Source organism: Rahnella contaminans (assembly GCF_011065485.1).
Lineage (GTDB): Bacteria > Pseudomonadota > Gammaproteobacteria > Enterobacterales > Enterobacteriaceae > Rahnella > Rahnella contaminans.
Genome location: NZ_JAADJS010000001.1, coordinates 1,337,979 through 1,359,576, shown reverse-complemented (window position 1 = coordinate 1,359,576; position 21,598 = coordinate 1,337,979). Strand labels below are relative to the sequence as shown.

Here is a 21,598-nt window from a genome sequence, read left to right as displayed (position 1 = left end):
AACGAATTAAATCGTAGCTATATAAAGGAAGAGAATGCGAGGCATTATTACGGGGAAAAATACATCACTGTGCCGGCGTTCATTTTTCCGGCACAGTATTTATGTCTTAGGATGCTTTCTTAACCAGCGGCAGATCGAATGCCTTACGCAACGCTTTTACAAACGCTTTATCCTGGCAGATGGTTTTTCCCGGGCTGTCAGAAAGTTTTGCTACCGGTTTGCCATTGCACTGAACCAGTTTGATCACGATGTTCAGCGGTTTGACGTGCGGGATATTACAGGTCAGGCGTGTGCCGATACCAAAGACCAGATTCACCCGCTGATGGAAATGCCGGTACAAATGCAGCGCTTTATCCAGGTCCAGATTGTCGGAAAACACCAGCGTTTTGGTCATCGGGTCGATTCCGAGCGCCTGGTAATGTGCAATCGCTTTTTCACCCCATTCAACCGGAGCCCCGGAGTCATGACGCAGTCCCTGATAAGCGTTGGCGAATTTTGTTCCGAAATCACGCAGGAAAGCATCCATGGTGATGCAGTCCGTGAGGGCAATGCCCAGCTGATCGGGATATTCGTCAAGCCAGGCTTGTAAGGCCGCGCGCTGGCTGTTCGCCAGAACCGGGCTGATTTGCTGATGTGCCTGGAACCACTCGTGCGCCTGTGTTCCAACCGGCGTCAGCTGCAATTTATGGGCTAAATCGTAGTTGCTGGTGCCGACCAGATAAGGGAATTCGTTTTTCAGCGTGGTGACAATCGCTTCCTGAACTTCACCGGAGAAACGGCGACGCGTGCCGAAATCCATCAGCCGAAAAGCGGAAAGATCAATGTCAGCAGCCTGTTCTTTGAAACTGGCGAGATTTTTACGCAGCTGATCGACCGCCATTTGCGCGGTAATATCCGGCGAGCGCTGACGGTGCACAACTTCACTGATGACAGCCAGCAGCGGCACTTCCCACATAATCACTTCACGCCACGGCCCTTCAATGCGCACGTGCAAATGCCCGTTGTGATCGGAAACGGTGACATGTTCAGGATTGTAGCGGAACGTTTTCAGCCAGTTGAGATAATCCCGGGTGAAGAAGGGCAACCCGGAAAGATAGGTGAATTCGTCGTCGGTCAGCGCCAGTTGGCTCATTTTCTGGATCTGCTGACGAATTTCGCCGGCGTATTCGCCCAGAAGTTCATCACCGCGGCAACGGAACTCAGCCACGACGTTAATATTGCGATAGCGATGGTAAACCGCTTGCTGCATATGAAGCTTGTAGGCATCGGTATCTAACAGCGAAGTCAAAATCGGGGAGGCGTATGGAGTCATAGCGCGCTTACAGCATCCTCGTCAGAAACTGAGTGTTTGAACACAAACAACCGTTCCGTAAAAAAAACGTTCTGGATAAAACAGCAAAGTCTGTGAAGTATACCGTATTATCCTGTTAAAGAACCCTCATCACATCATAATTGTCTGCAAATGGTCGAGGCTTAATTGTGCTCAAACATAGGGAATATGGGCAAACAGGCGATCTTCCGGATTAAAAAAAGCACAAATTGATTACATAAATTTAATCAACCTGACATTCAGAAAAGAAAAATCGGGGCGATTTTACCCCGATTTTTGTGTGTTCATTCCGCTTCGTTTGTTCACGATAGTAAACGATCAGATGTTTTCCAGATTAATCCCCCGCGTCTTAGGGCCAAAAATCCCGATCACCAGCATCACGATAATCATACTGAGGACGATGAACGCAATCACGCCCTGCGTTCCGGCATATTGCAGGATCAGGCCGATCAAAATACTGCTAAAGACGGTCGACAAACGGCTGAAGGAATAACAGAAACCCACCGCACGGGCGCGGATGTGTGTCGGAAATACCTCGGTCTGATACGCGTGATAACTGAATGTCAGCCATGCGTTGGAATAGGTGATCAGGAAACCACAAATGACCAGCATGACCGGATGAGTCTGAAACGCGAAGAGGGTGCCGAAAATTACCGTCATCAGGGAAGAAAGGACGATTTGCCATTTGTTTTCGATCTTGTCGGCATAACGGCTGCAAATCAGAGAACCCAGCGGATACGCCAGTGTAATAAAGAAGGCGTAAAGCAAACTGTGGGTCACTGTAGTGCCTTTGCCGGAAAGCAGGGCGGGCAGCCAGTTGCCAAAACCAAAGAAACCGATGGCCTGGAAGAAGTTCATTACCGTCAGCATCAGCGTGCGTTTGCGGTATTGAAATGACCAAATTTCCCTGAACGTGCCTTTTCGCGGTAATCCGCTGGCCTGTTCAGGCGCGACATATGCCGGGCTTTCGGCCACGCCGCAGCGTTTTTCCATCGCCGATACGACATTGTGCGCCTCTTCGTTTCTTCCCTGCTGTGCCAGCCACCGGGCGGATTCAGGCAGGTTTTTACGCACAAACCAGATAATCAGTGAACACAGCGCCCCGGCGATTACTACGTAACGCCAGCCCGTGAGGCCGAAGAAAGTCTGCGGAACCAGCCACCAGGACATCAGGGCGACGGCCGGAACCGAGAGGAACTGTATAAAGAAAGCAAACGCAAAGGCGCGGCTTCGCAGATGACTGGGAACCCATTCGGTCAGATAGGTATCAATCGTTACCAGCTCCAGTCCCAGGCCAATCCCGACCAGAAAGCGGCAAAGAATGATCCCCTCCGCGCTGTTCTGGAACGCCATCAGTAATGAAAAACAGCCATACCACGCCAGCGCAAACATAAATGTCATGCGGCGGCCAAACCGGTCAGCGTTAGGGGCCAGCATGCTCGCGCCGAGAAAAAGGCCCAAAAATGTGGAAGATGCGAAGGCGGCCTGATCGGAAATACCGAGTACACCGGCGCTGCCAATATGAAATATGTTTTCTGCGATCAAACCCGAACTAATGTATCCCGTCTGGAAAAGGTCGTAGAGTTCGAAGAATCCACCCAGCGAGAGCAAAATAATAAAACGCCATAGCCCGGCGGAAGCGGGAAGCGAGTCAATTCTGGCTGATAATGTCTTGTTATTTAATGTTTTTTGATTTGTTATCCCCTGGTCGGGGGCGCAGGTGTCACTCATTTTATTATTAGCCTCAGTGATTCATCGTATTCATGATCATGCTAATGACTCCTGATCGGATTTAAATATTGAATTTATGTAACGAATAAGAAAATAGAGCATAAAAAACTGCGCAAAAGTGCGTTTTGAAAAGTACAGTTTTATCAGTGAAGAATGTGACGGGGATCGGACTTCCATTTTTAAGCCCGAGAAAGGCCTTTTAAGACAAATTTCTGTGTTTTGGTTGAAAGGTGCGCATACGCACTCACAAACTGGCAACAATCTGGGATTTTCTGGTGCCTGTGTTAGAGTTTAGAGAGAAAAGTATGAAGGCCGGCAGGGCTCTGCGCAGCGATTTGCTGACAAAAAGCGCCCGCTTCAATGCCATGAATCGTCATCACCCTAAACAATGAAAACGCCAAAAGGTTTTTTATGACTCAACTGCCACAAGCCAAGTTTCGCCACGACTATCGTGCGCCGGACTACACCATCACGGATATCGACCTGAATTTCGAGCTTGATGCACAGAAGACCCTTGTGACCGCCGTCAGCCAGATTAAACGACAGGGTGCAGAAGGCGCTCCGCTGGTGCTCAACGGGGAAGATCTGACGCTTATCAGCCTGAAAATTAACGGTCAGGACTGGCCTCAATATCAGTTAAAAGAAGGCGCGCTGGAAATCACTGGCCTGCCTGAAGCGTTCGAACTGGCGATTGTTAACGAAATTCACCCGGCGAAAAACACCGCGCTGGAAGGGCTGTATCTTTCCGGGGAAGCGCTGTGTACTCAGTGTGAAGCCGAAGGTTTCCGCCACATTACCTATTATCTGGATCGCCCGGATGTTCTGGCGCGCTTCACCACCCGAATTGTAGCTGACAAAGCCCGCTATCCTTATCTGCTGTCCAATGGTAACCGGATTGATCAGGGGGAGCTGGAAGGTGGCAAACACTGGATAAAATGGGAAGATCCGTTCCCGAAACCTTGCTACCTGTTTGCGCTGGTTGCTGGTGATTTCGACGTTCTGCGTGATTCTTTCAAAACCCGTTCAGGCCGCGATGTGGCGCTGGAGCTGTTCGTTGACCGCGGCAATCTGGATCGCGCGGGTTGGGCAATGGAATCCCTGAAACAGTCGATGAAATGGGACGAGACCCGCTTCAATCTCGAATACGATCTCGACATCTTCATGATTGTTGCCGTTGATTTCTTCAACATGGGCGCAATGGAAAACAAAGGCCTGAACGTCTTTAACTCCAAATACGTGCTGGCAAAAGCCGAAACCGCGACCGACAAAGATTACCTCGGTATCGAAGCGGTGATCGGCCACGAATACTTCCACAACTGGACCGGTAACCGCGTGACCTGCCGCGACTGGTTCCAGCTGAGCCTGAAAGAAGGCCTGACTGTTTTCCGCGATCAGGAATTTAGCTCTGATCTGGGCTCCCGTTCCGTCAACCGCATCGATAACGTCCGTGTGATGCGTGGCGCGCAGTTCTCTGAAGATGCCAGCCCGATGGCGCATCCTATTCGTCCAGAAAAAGTTATCGAAATGAATAACTTCTATACGCTGACTGTGTATGAGAAGGGTTCTGAAGTTATCCGCATGCTGCACACCCTGCTGGGCGAAGAGAAATTCCAGGCCGGTATGCAGCTTTATTTCGAGCGCCACGACGGCAGCGCTGCGACTTGCGACGATTTCGTGCAGGCGATGGAAGATGCCTCGAATGTTGACCTGTCGCTATTCCGCCGCTGGTACAGTCAGTCCGGCACGCCGGTGCTGACCGTGCGCGACGACTACGACGTGGAAAAACAGCAATACACCCTGACCGTCAGCCAGAAAACCCCGCCAACGCCTGATCAGACTGAAAAGCTGCCACTGCATATTCCGCTGGATATCGAACTCTACGATCCGCAGGGCAACGTGATTGCGCTGAAACAAAACGGTCAGACGGTCAGCAACGTGCTGAATGTGACCGAAGCCGCGCAGACCTTTATCTTTGACGATGTGGAATACCCGCCGGTGCCTTCTTTATTACGTGAATTCTCCGCGCCGGTGAAACTCGATTACAAGTGGGGCGATCATCAGCTGACTTTCCTGATGAAGTACGCGCGTAACGATTTCGCCCGCTGGGATGCGGCGCAAAGCCTGCTGGCGATTTACATCAAACTGAACGTGGCACGTCATCAGCAGAAACAGCCTCTGTCTCTGCCGCTGCATGTGGCGGATGCGTTCCGTGCGGTACTGCTGGATGAAAATATCGATCCGGCACTGGCGGCGCAGATCCTGACCCTTCCGTCTGAAAACGAAATTGCAGAACTGTTTGAGATCATCGATCCGGAAGCCATCAGCGCCGTTCACGATGCCATTACCCGCTGCCTGGCAACGGAAATGGCCGATGAATTCCTGGCGGTTTATAACGCCAATCGTCTGCCTGCGTATCGTGTTGTGCATGAAGATATCGGTAAACGTTCACTGCGTAATACCTGCCTGCATTATCTGGCTTTTGCGGATGTTACTCTGGCTGATCAGCAGGTTAAAACCCAGTTTGAGCAGGCCGATAACATGACCGACTCACTGGCCGCAATGGCCGCCGCCGTGTCCGCGCAATTGCCTTGTCGCGAAACGCTGCTGGCCGCTTACGACGAGCGCTGGCATCACGATGGCCTGGTTATGGATAAATGGTTTATCCAGCAGGCGACCAGCCCGGCGGCAGATGTGTTGCAGAAAGTACGTTCACTGCTCAACCACCGTTCATTCAGCATGGGCAACCCGAACCGCGTCCGTTCACTGATTGGTGCGTTCGCGTCGGCTAACCCTTCTGCATTCCACGCCGCAGATGGCAGCGGTTATCAGTTCCTGACCGAAATGCTGACCGATCTGAACACGCGTAACCCGCAGGTTGCCGCGCGTATGATTGAGCCGCTGATCCGTCTGAAACGTTATGATGCTGGCCGTCAGTCGCAGATGCGTAAGGCACTGGAACAGCTGAAAGGGCTGGAAAATCTGTCCGGTGATTTGTTCGAGAAAATCACCAAAGCGTTAGATGCGTAACTAACCGCAGAAACGCAGTAAGGCAAAAGGGCGATGGAAACATCGCCCTTTTTACATGTTGAGATGACGGGACTTTCCGTCAACTCTGCGCGCGTTTCGCTTCCTGCGGAACGTTCTGCGCAGGCTGTGGCGTCAGCACGCGTTCCAGCACTTCCGCTTCCAGCTCAGCCAGACGGGCAGATCCTTTGCGGCGCGGGCGTGGCAAATCAATGGTTAAATCCATGCCAATTTGCCCCTGGTCGATAAGGATCACGCGATCCGCGACCGTGACTGCTTCGCTGACATCATGTGTCACCAGTAAAACGGTGAAATCATGCTGCTGCCATAAACGTTCTATCAGGCTTTGCATTTCAATACGCGTCAGCGCATCGAGCGCACCCAGCGGTTCGTCCAGCAAAAGCAAACGGGGGCGGTGGATCAGCGCCCGTGCCAGCGCCACGCGTTGCTTTTGTCCGCCGGATAACGCCGAAGGCCATTCGTCGGCGCGGTCGGCCAGCCCGACTTCTTCCAGCGCTGCCCGCGCGGCTTCACGCCATTGACCTTTCAAACCCAGCCCGACGTTATCAATCACCTTTTTCCACGGCAGCAGGCGGTCATCCTGAAACATCAACCGTGTATCTTCCCGAACTTCACTCAACGGCGCACTGGCGCTGAGCAGCTCGCCTTGCGTGGTTTTTTCCAGCCCTGCGAGCAGGCGCAGCAGGGTACTTTTCCCGCAACCGCTGCGGCCAACAACCGCCACAAACTGGCCGGGTGGAATACGCAGATTGATATCATTCAGTACGGCGCGGTTGCCGTATTTTTTCGTGATGCCGGATAAGGTGACCGGCGTGCCTTGCCCGATACGTGCAGGTGCGCTCATGCGGCGTCTCCTTGTTTTTTCTGATAGGCCGGGTGCCAGCGTAGCCAGACACTTTCCAGCTGGCGGGCCAGCACATCGGCCAGTTTGCCGAGGATGGCGTACAACACAATGGCCACAACCACGACGTCAGTTTGTAAAAACTCGCGGGCGTTCATCGCCAGATACCCGATGCCTGAATTAGCCGAAATGGTTTCCGCGACGATCAGCGTCAGCCACATAAAGCCCAGCGCAAAACGAACGCCGACCATAATCGACGGCAGCGCGCCCGGTAAAACCACCTGAATAAACAGCGGGAAACCGGATAAACCGTAGCTGCGCGACATCTCCAGCAGGCCACGGTCAATGTTGCGGATGCCGTGATAAGTATTGAGATAAATCGGAAACAGCGTGCCCAGCGCCACCAGGAAAATCTTGGCGGATTCATCGATGCCGAACCACAAAATCACCAGCGGGATCAGGGCCAGATGCGGAATGTTACGCAGCATCTGGAGCGAGCTGTCGAGGAGACGTTCGCCCCAGCGTGAAAGCCCGGTGATAAAGCCGAGCAGTAAACCCAGACTGCCGCCGATGGCAAAACCGGTCAGCGCGCGGAAGGTGCTGATCTTCAGGTTCTGCCAGAGATCGCCGCTTTTGGCCAGTGTCCAGAAGGCTTCCACCACCGCGCTCGGTGCCGGAAGTATGCGGTTAGACAACCAGCCAGCTTCAACCGCCAGCTGCCAGCCGCCGATCAGGACAACCGGAACGACCCAGGGCGCGGCGCGGTTCAGCCAGCGTTGTGATCTCGTCATCTTTATTCTCCTTAATGCTGGCTGGCGGCACGTTTATTCGCAAAATCGTGCGCCACAAGTTCACCGCGCGGCAAAATGGCTTTTTTCACGGTTTGATCGTCTTCGTGTTTTGCCAGATCCAGATGCGGGAATAGCAGCTCGCTGACGCGGTACGCTTCTTCCAGATGCGGATAACCGGAGAAAATAAAGGTATCGATGCCCAGATCGGCATATTCCTGCATGCGGGCCGCAACGGTCGGGCCGTCTCCGACCAGCGCCGTGCCGGCTCCGGTACGCACCAGACCAATGCCTGCCCACAGGTTCGGGTAGATTTCCAGTTTGTTGCGATCGCCGCCGTGCAGGGCGGCCATGCGGTGCTGACCGACGGAATCAGTTTTCGCAAATGCGGCCTGCGCACGCTGAATAGTTTCGTCATCCACGTTGGCAATCAGCTTGTCGGCTGCGCGCCAGGCCTCTTCGTTTGTTTCGCGGACAATCACGTGCAGACGAATACCGAAACGCACCGTACGGCCTTTCGCTGCGGCTTTCGCACGGACCTGCTCGATTTTTTCTTTCACCAGTGCCGGCGGTTCACCCCAGGTGAGATAAAGTTCAACCTGCTCAGCGGCCAGATCCTGCGCTTCGTCAGAAGAACCGCCAAAATACAGCGGCGGACGGGGGTACTGAACCGGCGGGTGCATCAGGCTCGCCCCTTTCACCTGAATATGTTTGCCTTCGTAATCCACGGTTTCCCCTTCCAGCACACGACGCCAGATACGGGTAAATTCGGCGGACGCTTCGTAGCGTTCCTTGTGATTGAGGTGCAAACCTTCGGCAGCCAGTTCGGTGGGATCACCGCCTGTCACCAGATTAAACAGCGCACGACCGCCGGAAAGCCGGTCCAGCGTGGCGGCCTGACGGGCAGCCAGCGTCGGAGAAATAATCCCCGGACGCAGCGCGACCAGAAATTTCAGACGCTGAGTCACCGAAATCAGTGAGGCGGCCACCAGCCATGAGTCTTCACATGAACGGCCCGTTGGCAGCAATACACCGCCAAAACCCAGGCGGTCGGCGGCCTGTGCGATCTGCTGAAGATAGCCGTGATCGACCACTCGCGCGCCTTCTTCAGTACCTAAATAACGGCCATCGCCGTGGGTAGGTAAGAACCAAAATACGTTCAGACTCATGTTGTTTTTCCTCTCAATTCGTCACGGGTGCCGCTCAGCGGGCGGCTCAATGAGTGATCAGTTAGCCTGTACAGCGGGCTTCCAGATGCGATCTTTAATCTCAACAGGTTTTGGCAAAATATGGTTTTCATAGAACAAATCGGCGGTTTGCTGTTGGCGTTTTTCCGTTTCAGCACTGACCGGTGTGATTGGCATATCCGGCAGATGATCGAGATAAGACGCCACGACTTTGTCCGGCAGCCCCATCGACTGGGAAAGCAGCGTGATGCTTTGCGCACGGTCGGTTTTCGTCAGCGCATTCGCCTGCGTTAACACGTCCAGAACGGCGCTGATAAATTGCGGATTCGCTTCGGTATATTTTTTCGGTGCCAGATAGAAAGAACCGGTCTGGTGCAGCCTGGAACCGTCGGTCAGGACGCGGACATCGCCCTGAACTTCAGCGGCGGAGTAGTACGGATCCCAGATAGCCCAGGCATCGACGTCATGCTGCTGGAAAGCCGCGCGGGCGTCAGCAGGCGTCAGATAAACCGGCTGGATATCGGTGAATTTCAGCCCGGCCTGTTGCAGCGCACGAAGCAGTAAATTGTGCGAACTGGAGCCTTTTTGGAAAGCCACTTTATGTCCTTTCAGGTCCGCGACAGTTTTAATCGGGCTGTTGCTGTCGACCAGAATAACTTCAGCTTTCGGCTTCGGCGGTTCAGAACCGATATACAGCAAATCCGCGCCCGCGGCCTGCGCGAACAGCGGTGGCAAATCACCGGTTCCGCCCAAATCAATGCTGCCAACGTTCAGTGCTTCCAGGATCTGCGGCCCTGCAGGAAATTCCACCCAGCTGATTTTTGTGTCCGGGAAACGCTTTTCCAGTAACTGATGAGATTTCGCCAGCACCAGGCCGACGGATCCTTTCTGGTAGGCGATGCGTAACTGTGCGGGATCTTTTTCCTGCGCAAGCGCCGCACCGCTTAGCGTCAGGCTGGTCAGCAGCCCGGCAATAACCGGCAGGCGGCGTAATAAAGAGAAGGATGCTGGCATGGTTAATTCCTTTTAAAGTTAAACGCGTAATGCCTGAGCAGAAAGGGACGCGACTGACGGCGCCAGCGGGCGGCGGCGGCTGAGTGCCAGATAGAAGTTCTCCAGCGATTCGGTCAGACGCTCTTCAAGTGCGGGATCAAGCTTCGCCGGGTAACTCTGGTAATCGGTGATCAGGCTGTCATCGGCGAAAACGCCCTGCAAAACTTCCTGGGCCTTGAGCGACGCCAGTACCGGTTTGAGCGCGTAATCCACGGCGAGCATGTGGCCGATCGAACCGGCGGTGGCCAGCGGCAGTACAACTTTATGGTCGAGCGCGCGTTCCGGCAGCAAATCCAGCAATGTTTTCAGTGCACCGGAAAACGAGGCCTTATAGACCGGCGTTGCCACGATCAATCCATCGGCGCTTGCCAGTTCAGCAGTCAGCTGTTTGAGCTGCGGGCTGGCGAAATTTGCGAAAAGCAGGTCGTCAGCGGAAAAATCCTGAATCGTATAGGTGAAAACCTCGACGCCGCGGCTTGCCAGCCACTGATGGCTGAGCGCCAGCAGGGAGGAAGAACGTGAAGGTTGTCGCGGGCTGCCTGCGATTGTTATAACGCGCATCTCTCTTCCTTATAACAAAAAGTAATAGAACCATTATTTTCTTTAACAAAGTGGAGTAAACGTAACAGGGGGACGCTGCGCACCGGAAATCTCAATTTTGGCTATGAATAGTTTGAAAACGGATAAAGCAGGGATGAAGCGGGCGCGGGGGGAATAAAAGTAAAATTAAGGTAAATAAAAAGTAATCGTTTGCGTACGGAAACAATTATTGTGCCAATCCGCTGGTTATCGTTTCCAATTGCCTGACGCTTAGTCGATAATACCGCCCCGTCTAGCCACCGGGAATCCAGGAGTCTCCATGTATTATCCTTTTGTCAGGAAAGCACTGTTTCAGCTCGATCCAGAACGCGCCCACGAGTTAACCTTCCGCCAGTTAAGCCGCATCTCCGGCACCCCACTTGAGTTTTTAATTCGTCAGTCCGTTCCGGCCAAACCGGTGACCTGCATGGGATTAACCTTTAAGAACCCGCTGGGGCTGGCTGCTGGCCTGGATAAAGACGGCGAATGTATTGATGCACTCGGCGCAATGGGATTTGGTTTTGTGGAAGTGGGAACCGTGACGCCGCGCGCGCAGGCGGGTAATGATAAGCCACGTTTATTCCGCATCGTTGAGGCAGAAGGCCTGATTAACCGCATGGGTTTCAATAACCACGGCGTGGATAATCTGGTGAATAACGTCAAAAAATCCCATTTTGACGGCATCCTGGGGATTAATATCGGCAAGAATAAAGATACGCCGGTCGAGCAGGGTAAAGATGATTATCTGACCTGTATGGAAAAGGTATATCCGTACGCGGGTTATATTGCGGTGAATATTTCTTCACCAAACACGCCGGGATTACGTTCACTGCAATACGGCGAAGCGCTGGATGATTTACTGGCGGCGATTAAAAATAAGCAGCTTGAACTTCAGCAACGTCATCAGAAATATGTGCCGGTTGCTGTGAAGATCGCGCCGGATCTTTCTGAGGAAGAATTGATCCAAATAGCCGACAGTCTGGTGCGTCATAATATGGATGGTGTGATTGCGACTAACACGACGCTCGATCGTAAACTGATCCAGGGCCTTAATAATTGTGATCAGGTAGGCGGACTAAGCGGTCGCCCGCTGCAACTGCGCAGCACAGAAATTATCCGTATGCTGTCAAATGAATTACAAGGTCGTCTGCCTGTTATTGGCGTCGGTGGCATTGATTCCCTGACGGCAGCGCGTGAAAAAATGGCAGCCGGTGCATCATTAATTCAAATCTATTCCGGATTTATCTTCCGCGGACCAGGTTTGATCAAAGATATTGTTACCCACCTCTGATATTTTTCATCCTTAAGGCGAGTCAGGGGTTTATTTATTAACCCGGCTCGTCTATATTTTGTCCACTGACCATTATTCAGGCTCAGGATTTGTCTGATACCCGTTCGTAATAAAAAATTCTATTCTTATCGGATCAGGTAACAATAGAACATCACGAACAAACAGGCAGAGGGCATCGCGCAAACAGGATGACGAAATGAAAATCAAACCAGATGATAATTGGCGTTGGTATTTTGATACTGAACATGACCGGCTTATGTTGGATCTCGCTAATGGCATGATTTTCCGTTCCCGATTCCCCGCTAAAATGTTAACGCCGGATGCGTTCGGCGATATGTCATTTTGTGTCGATGATGCGGCGCTGTATTTTGATTTCGAAGAACAGTGCAAACATATTCGCCTGGCCGCCGAGCAGCGCGCCGAATTAGTATTAAATGCATTAGTCGCCTTTCGCTTTTTAAAACCGCTGATGCCTAAGAGCTGGCATTTCAGTCAGCAACATCGTCCTTTCCAGCCAGCAAACGGTCAGCTTGCGCAGGTGCAGGTAATGGAAAGTGGTGAGCAGGCGACATTACTGGTGGTTGAGTCCGGCGATAACGCCAGTCTGTGCCTGCTGGCGCAGGAACGTCTGACAGTGGCAGGGCGCGGGATGGTGTTAGGTGATGCGATCAAAGTGATGCATGACCGGTTGATGCCAGCGGCATTCCGGGTAGACAGCGATGTCTACGATCAGGCAGTTTAAGTTCTTTAATTCCGGTTTAAACTGCCTGACTCTGCATTAACTGCGTTTTCTAGCCGATGATAATATCTGAGGCCGGAATACAGCTGCACGACAATATCATTCCGTCTTTGCCCACTGCGCTTTCTTTCAGCGGCGAAACTTTTCCCTCTTGTAATGTCATTTTGCAGGCACCACATATTCCCGCACGACACGAATATGGGATCCGTAATCCCTGCAATTCCAGTTGTTCGAGCAAAATCTGCTGATTATTCCCGGTAAACTGCGTGCCCTGATAATTGATGGTCACGTCCTGCGCAGTGCTTTTCGGTGCGTCGACGTTTTCAACCACTTCACCTGCGCCGTAAGGCCGCTGTGGTTTGGTGGCCAGCACCTCAACGCTGTCGCCCGCGCGGATCACGCCGGTATTTCGCGCAATCATATTCTGGCCGAAATCCACGTCGCCATCGCTGGCAGTACGGTAGCCCTGCAAGGTCTTCAGCGGTTCGCCCCGCGGATGTTTACGTCCGCGCTCAATGCTGACCGTGGTGAAAATACAGCGGCTGCACGGTTTGACCAGATCGAAAATGACTTCGCCGATGCGGATCGTCTGCCAGGTATCTTCGGCATAAGCTTCGGTGCCACTGACCACAATGTTGGGCCGGAATTGCTCAACGCGTACTCCCCCCGGACAGCGGCGCTGTAAATCCTGCATCGACGCTTCATTGATCAGCAGATACGGGAAGCCGTCGGCAAACGACAACGGGACTTCCGGATGTTTTTTCACACGGCGCGTCGGCTCTTCGCCAACCCAGCGAAGCTGGACGTCACGCTTTAAATAAGCACTTAACCAGCGATTTACCGGTTCCGGCGCGATGAGTGAGGTAAACTGATTGCCCCAAACTTCTGTCGGAGAGTTTTCACCGGCGAATTCACGGAATTTTACGCTGATGCTGTCACCTTCTGGCGCAGAGATCATCAGGCCATCGGGCAGGATCACCGGGGTGAACAGGACAAGGTTGGGATACTGGCGGGCCGTAATAAAAGTGCCTTGCGTATCGGTAATCATGAACTGGCGGTCGAACGTCAGTCCTGTTGCTGTAACCAGTGCGTGGGAGACTTGCAGACCACGCATGGATTTGACCGGGTGTACGAATAAACGTGAAAGAATGGGCACTGAACGTCGCCTCTCTGTATATAAAGTCTTAAAGAGAACCAGAGACTTTATGACAAGCGGTGGGGATTAGCTATAATGCGCAACAATTTTATTTTTGGTGATATGTCGATATGAACTCTTTGTTTGCCAGCACGGCGCGTGGACTGGAAGAACTGTTAAAAAGCGAACTGGAAACGCTGGGTGCGCAAGCCTGCAAAGTTGTGCAGGGAGGGGTACATTTTGAAGGTGACGATCGCCTGATGTATCGGAGCTTACTGTGGAGCCGTCTGGCTTCGCGCATCCTGTTACCGCTGAACGAATTCAAAGTTCACAGCGATCTGGATCTTTACCTCGGTGTGATGGCGATTGACTGGCCGTCCGTGTTTGGCGTGGAAAAAACGTTTGCCGTGCATTTCAGCGGCCTGAACGACGAAATCCGTAACAGCCAGTACGGCGCGTTGAAAGTGAAAGACGCCATCGTTGACAGTTTTACCCGCAAAATGGACGAACGTCCGAATGTGGCAAAACAGCAACCGGACATCCGCGTTAACGTGTTTCTGCAACGTGATACTGCCAGCGTCGCGCTGGATCTCAGCGGCGAAGGCCTGCATCAGCGCGGCTACCGTGACCTGACCGGTCAGGCTCCGCTGAAAGAAAACCTGGCCGCGGCTATCGTGATGCGTTCAGGCTGGCAGGCGGGTACGCCAATGGTCGACCCGATGTGTGGTTCCGGTACGTTGCTGATTGAAGCAGCCATGATTGCCGCCGATCGCGCGCCGGGCCTGCATCGCCAGCACTGGGGCTTTACCGGCTGGAGCAAATTTGACGCTGAACTGTGGCGTGAACTGACTGCCGAAGCGCAGGTTCGTACCCGCCGTGGCGTTCAGGAAACATCATCACGCTTCTTCGGCTCTGATATCGACCGTCGTGTTATCGAGATGGCACGTGCCAACGCCCGTCGCGCGGGTGTGGCAGAATTGATCAGCTTTGACGCTGCCGAAGTCGGCAAACTGGTGAATCCGCTGCCGGAAGGCCCGACCGGGACGGTGATCAGCAATCCGCCATACGGCGAGCGTCTGGAAAGCGAACCGGCTCTGATTGCGTTGCACAACATGCTTGGCCGCATTATGAAGACACAGTTTGGCGGCTGGCAGCTCTCCTTATTCAGTGCGTCACCTGAGTTGTTAAGTTGTCTCCAGCTGCGCGCTGAGCGCCAGTTCAAAGCGAAAAACGGCCCGCTGGAATGTGTGCAGAAAAACTACCAGCTGGCGGAAAACCCGACCGGCGCGGCAGGTGCGCAAATGGCAGAAGATTACGCCAACCGCCTCCGGAAAAATGTTAAGAAACTGGAGAAATGGGCCAAACAGCAGGGCATCGAATGCTATCGTCTGTATGACGCCGATTTGCCGGACTACAACGTGGCGGTTGACCGCTACGGCAGCAAAGTTGTGGTTCAGGAATATGCGCCGCCGAAAACGGTTGATGCGCAGAAAGCCCGTCAGCGTTTGTTCGACGTGATTAACGCCACGATGTCCGTGTTGGATATTTCTTCCAGCCAGCTGATCCTGAAAACCCGTGAACGTCAGAAAGGCACCAGCCAGTACGAGAAACTGGCACAGAAGGGCGAGTTCCTGTTGGTTGAGGAATTCGACGCTAAACTGTGGGTTAACCTGACGGATTATCTCGACACCGGTTTGTTCCTGGATCACCGTATTGCCCGCAAAATGCTCGGCGAAATGAGTAAAGGAAAAGACTTCCTGAACCTGTTCGCGTACACCGGCACGGCCAGCGTTCACGCCGGTCTGGGCGGTGCGCGGAGCACAACCACGGTAGATATGTCCCGTACCTATCTGGAATGGGCAGAGAAAAACCTGCGTGCCAATGGCCTGACCGGCCGTCAGCACCGCCTGATTCAGGCAGATTGCCTGTCTTATCTGGGCATGTGTGATGAACAATTCGATGTGATCTTTATCGATCCACCGACGTTCTCCAACTCGAAACGTATGGCCGACAGTTTTGACGTTCAGCGCGATCATCTGGCATTAATGAAAGATCTGAAACGCATTTTACGTCGCAACGGCACCATTATGTTCTCGAACAACAAGCGCGGCTTCCAGATGGATCTCGACGGACTGAGCAAACTGGGGCTGACCGCCAAAGAAATCACCAGCCAAACCCTGTCACAGGATTTCGCCCGTAACCGTCAAATTCATAACTGCTGGCTGCTGTCCCACGCCGGCGAGGAAAAATAAAGTTTATGTCGTTAATTAGTATGTCAGGTGCCTGGCTGTCATTCAGTGACTCGCCGCTGTTGGATAACACCGAATTACACATCGAGCCGAACGAACGCGTCTGTCTGGTTGGCCGTAACGGCGCCGGTAAATCGACGCTGATGAAAATCCTTAACCGAGAAGTGCCGCTGGATGACGGCCGTATCGTGTATGAGCAAGACCTGATTGTTGCGCGTCTGCAGCAGGATCCGCCGCGTAACGTTGAAGGCACGGTCTTTGATTTCGTTTCTGAAGGCGTGTTCGAGCAGGCTGAACATCTGAAGGCGTATCACGCCATTTCGCATCTGGTTGAAACCGATCCGAGCGAAAAGAACATGAACAAACTGGCGCAGGTGATGGAGATCCTCGATCACCAGGGCCTGTGGCAGCTCGACAGCCGCATTAATGAAGTGCTGCTGAAACTGGGTCTGGACGCGGATACAGAGCTTAAATCTCTGTCCGGCGGCTGGTTGCGTAAAGCTGCGCTGGGTCGTGCGCTGGTCAGCGCGCCGCACATTTTACTGCTCGACGAACCGACCAACCATCTTGATATCGAAAGTATCGCCTGGCTGGAAGATTTCCTGAAAGAGTTCCAGGGCAGCATTATCTTCATTTCCCATGACCGTTCTTTCATCCGTAACATGGCGACCCGTATTGTCGATCTCGATCGCGGCAAACTGGTGTCTTATCCGGGTAACTACGAAGAATATCTGCTGGCGAAAGAAGAAGCCCTGCGCGTTGAAGAATTGCAGAACGCAGAGTTCGACAAAAAACTGGCACAGGAAGAAGTGTGGATCCGCCAGGGTATCAAGGCACGTCGTACCCGTAACGAAGGCCGCGTTCGCGCATTGAAAGCCTTACGTCAGGAGCGTTCTGAACGTCGCGAAGTCATGGGCACCGCTAAGATGCAGGTCGTTGAAGCTTCGACTTCGGGCAAGATTGTCTTCGAAATGGAAGATGTCAGCTACGCGATTGCCGGTAAGCAACTGGTGAGCCACTTCTCCGCGCAGGTGATGCGTGGCGATAAAATTGCGCTGGTTGGCCCGAACGGCTGTGGTAAAACCACCTTGCTTAAACTGATGTTAAGTCAGATTAAGGCCGACAGCGGTCGCGTTCACTGCGGCACCAAGCTGGAAGTGGCGTACTTCGACCAGCACCGCGCCGAGCTTGATCCGGAACGTACAGTGATGGACAACCTCGCCGAAGGTAAGCAGGAAGTGATGGTGAATGGCCGTGCACGCCACGTGCTGGGCTATCTGCAAGACTTCCTGTTCCATCCGAAACGTGCAATGACGCCGGTAAAAGCGCTGTCCGGCGGCGAACGTAACCGTCTGCTGCTGGCAAAACTGTTCCTGCGTCCAAGCAACCTGTTGATCCTCGATGAACCGACCAACGACCTGGATGTGGAAACGCTGGAACTGCTGGAAGAGATGATCGACAGCTATCAGGGTACCGTGATGCTGGTGAGCCATGACCGTGAATTTGTTGATAACTCGGCCACCGAATGCTGGATTTATGAAGGCAACGGCGTGATTAACAGCTATGTGGGCGGTTATTTTGACGCACAGCATCAGCGTCGTAACCAGAAGCCAATTCGTCAGGCTGTTGTCACGGAAAATAAACCGGCGGCGCAACCAAAAGCAGAACCGGCCAAACGCACGGCAAATAAGCTCAGCTATAATCAACAGCGTGAACTGGAACAATTGCCTCTGCAAATCAGCGCACTGGAAGAAAAAATTGAAGCCCTGCAACAGAAGATGAGTGATGCTGATTTCTTCACACTTCCTCATGAAGAAACACAGAAAGTGCTCACTGCTTTTGCTGCCGCAGAGCTGGAATTAGAGCAGGCGTTTGAACGTTGGGAAGCGCTGGAAGCGCAGAAAAACGGCTAACACTGCATTACGATTGGCAACCGGCGTAATGGAAATCCGGTTGCCACTATCCTTTGCCTTTGCGCTGTTGAGGAGTCGATAGTGTGTTCTGACGCCCATGACAATGACCCGCACATCCTGTGTCCCCAATGCGACATTCTGGTGGCCATACCTGGTCTGAAAATAGGGCAAAAGGCCGTTTGTCCCCGTTGCCATACGACGCTGACAACCCGCTGGAATGAGCCACGCAGGCGTCCTGTCGGTTATGCAATCAGCGCATTATTCATGCTGTTGCTGGCCAACCTTTTTCCTTTCGTCAATATGAACGTTGCCGGGCTGAGCAGTGAAGTGACACTGGTGCAGATCCCGCAGGTTTTGGTTTCTGAAGATTACGCCAGTATGGCGTCTCTGTTTATGATCGTGGTGCAACTGCTTCCGGCGGTTTGCATGCTCTCGATTATCCTCCTTTGCTACGGCAACAAAATTCCGGTTCACTGGAAAGTGAGCATCGCGCGCACGCTGTTTCGGCTGAAAAGCTGGTGCATGGTGGAGATTTTTCTCGCCGGTGTGTTGGTGAGTTTCGTCAAACTGATGGCGTACGGTGATGTGGGGATTGGCACCAGCTTTATCCCCTACGTTTTGTTTTGCCTGCTGCAACTGCGCGCTTTTCAGTGCACCGATCGCTTCTGGATGTGGGAACACATCGAACCCGCACCTGAACTTGTTCAGCCGTTACGGGTAGGCGAGAGCGGTTTGCGCCAGGGGCTGCGCTCCTGCCATTGCTGCATGGCGATTCTGCCTGCGGAGCAGGAAGTGTGCGGGCGCTGTAAAAGCAAAGGCCACGCGCGACGTAAAAATAGTTTGCAATGGACGATGGCCCTGCTGGTGACGTCTATTTTGTTATATCTCCCGGCCAATATGCTGCCGATTATGATCACGCAGGTTCTCGGGAATCCGATGCCTTCAACGATCATGGCCGGTGTTGTGCTGCTGTGGAGTGACGGCTCTTACCCTGTGGCAATGGTGATTTTCATCGCCAGTATTATGGTGCCGACATTAAAAATGATCGCCATTGCCTGGCTGTGCTGGGATGCCAACAGTAATAAGCAAATCGACAGGGAAAGGTTGCATGTCATTTATGAAGTTGTTGAGTTTGTTGGCCGCTGGTCAATGATTGACGTGTTTGTTATTGCGGTGCTGTCAGCCCTGGTAAGAATGGGGCAACTGATGAGTATATATCCGGATATCGGCGCGCTGCTGTTTGCAGGCGTTGTCATTCTTACGATGTTCGCCGCCATGACGTTTGACCCAAGGCTCATTTGGGATCGCGCTGGAATGAAGTCTGCAAAGGAGCCACAAGATGGCAGGAAATAACATGGCAGAACACGACGGAACTGCCAAAGTCGAAAAAATTAAACGCTGGTCTCCGGTGTGGATTGTGCCGATTGTCACGGCACTGATCGGGGCCTGGATCCTGTTTTATCACTACAGCCATCAGGGCCCGGTAGTCACGCTCATCACTACTACCGCGGAAGGCATTGAAGGCGGCAAAACCACCATCAAAAGTCGCAACGTGGACGTGGGCAAAGTGGAGACGGTCACGCTCAGCGACGACCTCCAGCAGGTCATCATCAAAGCCCGTCTGAATACCGGTATGGAAAAAATGCTGCGTGGCGATTCCGTGTTTTGGGTGGTCAAACCGCAAATCGGGCGCGAGGGTGTTTCCGGCCTCGGTACGTTGTTGTCCGGCGCATATATTCAGCTACAGCCCGGTAGTAAAGGTGGCGAGAAAGAAGAATATAAGCTGGATGATTCACCACCGCTGGCGTCACCGGATGCGAAAGGCGTCCGTGTTATTCTGGAAAGCGAACGCTCAGGGCAACTGAATCCGGGCGATCCGGTGCTGTTTCGTGGTTATCAGGTCGGTACGGTTGAAACCAGCCACTTTGATCCTAAAGCCCGTAACATCAAATATCAGCTCTTTGTCCGTGCGCCATACGACACGCTGGTGACCGACAATGTGCGTTTCTGGAAAGACAGCGGAGTGAATTTCGACATGTCCGCCGCCGGTATGCGTGTGGAGATGGGGTCACTGACGACGCTGTTTAGCGGAGGCGTAAGCTTCGATATTCCGAACGGCTGGACGCAGGGCGCTGAAGCGAAAAATGGCGATAACTATCAGCTGTTTGACGATCAGAAAAGTATTCAGGAATCACTGTATACGCGTCATATGGACTACGTGATGTTCTTCTCGGATTCCATCCGTGGGCTGCAAAAAGGCGCGCCAGTAGAATTCCGCGGTATTCGTCTCGGTACTGTGGCCGAAGTGCCGTTCCCGATGAATGTGCTTAATCAGCAAATGTCAGATGATTACCGCATTCCGATCCTGATCCGTATCGAACCAGACCGCTTCGCTCAGTTGTTGGGCAGTAATTTCAATATTGACGATCATATCCGTGACGGCATCGCACATGGTCTGCGCGCCTCCATGAAATCAGCCAACCTGCTGACCGGGGCGATGTATATCGATCTGGATTTCTATCCGAACGAGAAACCGTGGAAAGGGCCGCTGGAAATTGCCGGACATAAACTGCTGCCGACCGTGAGCGGCGGGTTTGCGCAAATCCAGCAGAAACTGATGACGACACTGGATAAAATCAACAATCTGCCAATTGAGCCGATGATGCGTGAAGCGACCAGCACGCTGGCTGAAAGCCAGAGAACGATGAAATCTACGCAGAAAACCATTGAGTCCCTGAACGCGATTGTCTCGAGCAAAGAGATGAAAAATCTGCCTGCGGATATGCAGCAGACGCTCATTCAGCTTAACCGTAGCCTGAAAGGCTTCCAGCCTGGCTCACCGGCCTACGGCAATCTGGTTGGCGATATGCAGAGTCTGGATAAAACGCTGCGTGAGCTTCAGCCGGTATTGAAAACGCTGAATCAGAAAAGTAATGCACTGATTTTCGCCGCCCCAGGGCAAGATGATCCTCAGCCGAAGAAGGCCAAATAATGATGAAATGGATACCTGTCGTCTTAGTATTATTCCTGTCTGCATGCAGCAGCAGTAACGAGAAAACGTATTACCAGTTGCCGGTACTTAGCAGCACGCCAGTGGCGGGCAGCACGATGACATCCGGCTCAACCGCGCAGCGTCACTTGTGGGTAGAACGGGTGAGTGTGGCTGATTATCTGGCGGGAACCGGGTTGGTTTATCAGACCAATGATGTGCAATATACACTGACTCAGAATAACCTCTGGGCCAGCCCGCTGGATCAGCAGCTTCAGCAATCTCTGGTGACCTATCTGCGCCGAGATTTGCCGGGCTTCCTGGTTTCTTCGCAGGCGGGCGGTTCTGACGATCAGGATGTGCTGAACGTGAATGTCACCGGCTTCCATGGCCGCTACGATGGTATCGTGGTGGTCAGCGGCAGCTGGACGCTGACGCACGCTGGGCAGACAGTTCAGCGTGATTTCGCGCTGAACCTGAAACAAAACGAAGACGGTTATGATGCACTGGTCAGAACGCTGGCGACAGGCTGGCAGCAAGAAGCAGGCCAGATTGCATCACAGATAAGATGACAATTTTTTAAGCTTAATATTTTTTAAGTTAAAGACAAAAAATCCCGGTTTCTGACTTTTCAGACACCGGGATTTTTTTATGACGATCAGCCAGATGAGCATTACGCTGGCGCGATTAGTTTGCGCGCAATCGAATAATATAGCTCACGAATGTGA

General features: G+C 52.9%; 16 protein-coding genes. 8 read left to right on the top strand and 8 right to left on the bottom strand.

Annotation, left to right across the window (positions count from 1 at the left end; all coding sequences use genetic code 11):
* Nucleotides 1-106 precede the first annotated feature (106 nt).
* On the bottom strand, nt 107-1,312 hold the full coding sequence (gene pncB, locus GW579_RS06085) for a nicotinate phosphoribosyltransferase (protein ID WP_165058080.1): 1,206 nt from the start codon (nt 1,310-1,312) through the stop codon (nt 107-109).
* A gap of 336 nt (nt 1,313-1,648) precedes the next feature.
* Nucleotides 1,649-3,061, bottom strand: coding sequence for an MFS transporter (locus GW579_RS06080; RefSeq protein ID WP_152324146.1), 1,413 nt, complete (start codon nt 3,059-3,061; stop codon nt 1,649-1,651).
* Nucleotides 3,062-3,472: 411 nt separating this feature from the next.
* Between GW579_RS06080 and pepN the strand changes: the two genes are divergently transcribed.
* On the top strand, nt 3,473-6,088 hold the full coding sequence (pepN, locus tag GW579_RS06075; RefSeq protein WP_152324145.1) for an aminopeptidase N: 2,616 nt from the start codon (nt 3,473-3,475) through the stop codon (nt 6,086-6,088).
* 79 nt (nt 6,089-6,167) lie between these two features.
* On the opposite strand, the gene ssuB is transcribed toward pepN, so the two are convergent.
* The 5 genes from ssuB to ssuE are packed head-to-tail and all read right to left on the bottom strand — an operon-like array spanning nt 6,168 to nt 10,536.
* On the bottom strand, nt 6,168-6,950 hold the full coding sequence (ssuB, locus tag GW579_RS06070) for an aliphatic sulfonates ABC transporter ATP-binding protein (protein WP_152324144.1): 783 nt from the start codon (nt 6,948-6,950) through the stop codon (nt 6,168-6,170).
* Nucleotides 6,947-7,738 (bottom strand): aliphatic sulfonate ABC transporter permease SsuC, encoded by a 792-nt coding sequence (gene ssuC, locus GW579_RS06065; RefSeq protein ID WP_152324143.1) that lies wholly within the window; start codon nt 7,736-7,738, stop codon nt 6,947-6,949. The genes ssuB and ssuC overlap by 4 nt, the downstream gene beginning before the upstream one ends.
* Nucleotides 7,739-7,749: 11 nt before the next feature.
* On the bottom strand, nt 7,750-8,904 hold the full coding sequence (gene ssuD, locus GW579_RS06060) for an FMNH2-dependent alkanesulfonate monooxygenase (protein WP_165058078.1): 1,155 nt from the start codon (nt 8,902-8,904) through the stop codon (nt 7,750-7,752).
* Between the two features lie 57 nt (nt 8,905-8,961).
* Nucleotides 8,962-9,936: a sulfonate ABC transporter substrate-binding protein gene (locus tag GW579_RS06055; protein WP_165058076.1), complete on the bottom strand. Its 975-nt coding sequence runs from the start codon at nt 9,934-9,936 to the stop codon at nt 8,962-8,964.
* 18 nt (nt 9,937-9,954) lie between these two features.
* Nucleotides 9,955-10,536 carry an NADPH-dependent FMN reductase gene (gene ssuE / locus GW579_RS06050; protein ID WP_152324140.1) on the bottom strand — a complete coding sequence of 194 codons (582 nt, stop codon included), beginning with the start codon at nt 10,534-10,536 and terminating at the stop codon, nt 9,955-9,957.
* 298 nt (nt 10,537-10,834) lie between these two features.
* Here ssuE and pyrD point away from each other — a divergent pair, with 298 nt between their 5' ends.
* Both pyrD and GW579_RS06040 read left to right on the top strand, forming a co-directional pair.
* Nucleotides 10,835-11,845 carry a quinone-dependent dihydroorotate dehydrogenase gene (gene pyrD / locus GW579_RS06045; protein ID WP_152324139.1) on the top strand — a complete coding sequence of 337 codons (1,011 nt, stop codon included), beginning with the start codon at nt 10,835-10,837 and terminating at the stop codon, nt 11,843-11,845.
* A gap of 196 nt (nt 11,846-12,041) precedes the next feature.
* Nucleotides 12,042-12,587 carry a cell division protein ZapC gene (locus GW579_RS06040; protein ID WP_152324138.1) on the top strand — a complete coding sequence of 182 codons (546 nt, stop codon included), beginning with the start codon at nt 12,042-12,044 and terminating at the stop codon, nt 12,585-12,587.
* A 49-nt stretch (nt 12,588-12,636) separates the two neighbouring features.
* Here the strand turns inward: GW579_RS06040 and GW579_RS06035 are convergent, their stop codons facing one another.
* Complete coding sequence (locus tag GW579_RS06035; RefSeq protein WP_165058074.1) at nt 12,637-13,740, bottom strand: MOSC N-terminal beta barrel domain-containing protein; 1,104 nt, start codon at nt 13,738-13,740, stop codon at nt 12,637-12,639.
* 110 nt (nt 13,741-13,850) lie between these two features.
* Here GW579_RS06035 and rlmKL point away from each other — a divergent pair, with 110 nt between their 5' ends.
* The 5 genes from rlmKL (at nt 13,851) to pqiC (ending at nt 21,442) form a co-directional block, all read left to right on the top strand.
* Nucleotides 13,851-15,971, top strand: a complete 2,121-nt coding sequence (gene rlmKL, locus GW579_RS06030; RefSeq protein ID WP_152324136.1) for a bifunctional 23S rRNA (guanine(2069)-N(7))-methyltransferase RlmK/23S rRNA (guanine(2445)-N(2))-methyltransferase RlmL — start codon at nt 13,851-13,853, stop codon at nt 15,969-15,971.
* Between the two features lie 5 nt (nt 15,972-15,976).
* Nucleotides 15,977-17,881, top strand: a complete 1,905-nt coding sequence (locus tag GW579_RS06025; RefSeq protein ID WP_152324135.1) for an ABC transporter ATP-binding protein — start codon at nt 15,977-15,979, stop codon at nt 17,879-17,881.
* Nucleotides 17,882-17,959: 78 nt separating this feature from the next.
* Complete coding sequence (pqiA, locus tag GW579_RS06020) at nt 17,960-19,234, top strand: membrane integrity-associated transporter subunit PqiA (RefSeq protein ID WP_370530235.1); 1,275 nt, start codon at nt 17,960-17,962, stop codon at nt 19,232-19,234.
* Nucleotides 19,221-20,873 carry an intermembrane transport protein PqiB gene (gene pqiB / locus GW579_RS06015; protein WP_371819761.1) on the top strand — a complete coding sequence of 551 codons (1,653 nt, stop codon included), beginning with the start codon at nt 19,221-19,223 and terminating at the stop codon, nt 20,871-20,873. The genes pqiA and pqiB overlap by 14 nt, the downstream gene beginning before the upstream one ends.
* A complete protein-coding gene (gene pqiC / locus GW579_RS06010; RefSeq protein ID WP_152324132.1) occupies nt 20,873-21,442 on the top strand; it encodes a membrane integrity-associated transporter subunit PqiC in 570 nt (189 codons plus the stop codon). Before pqiB ends, pqiC begins: the two co-directional genes overlap by 1 nt.
* Nucleotides 21,443-21,598 lie beyond the last annotated feature (156 nt).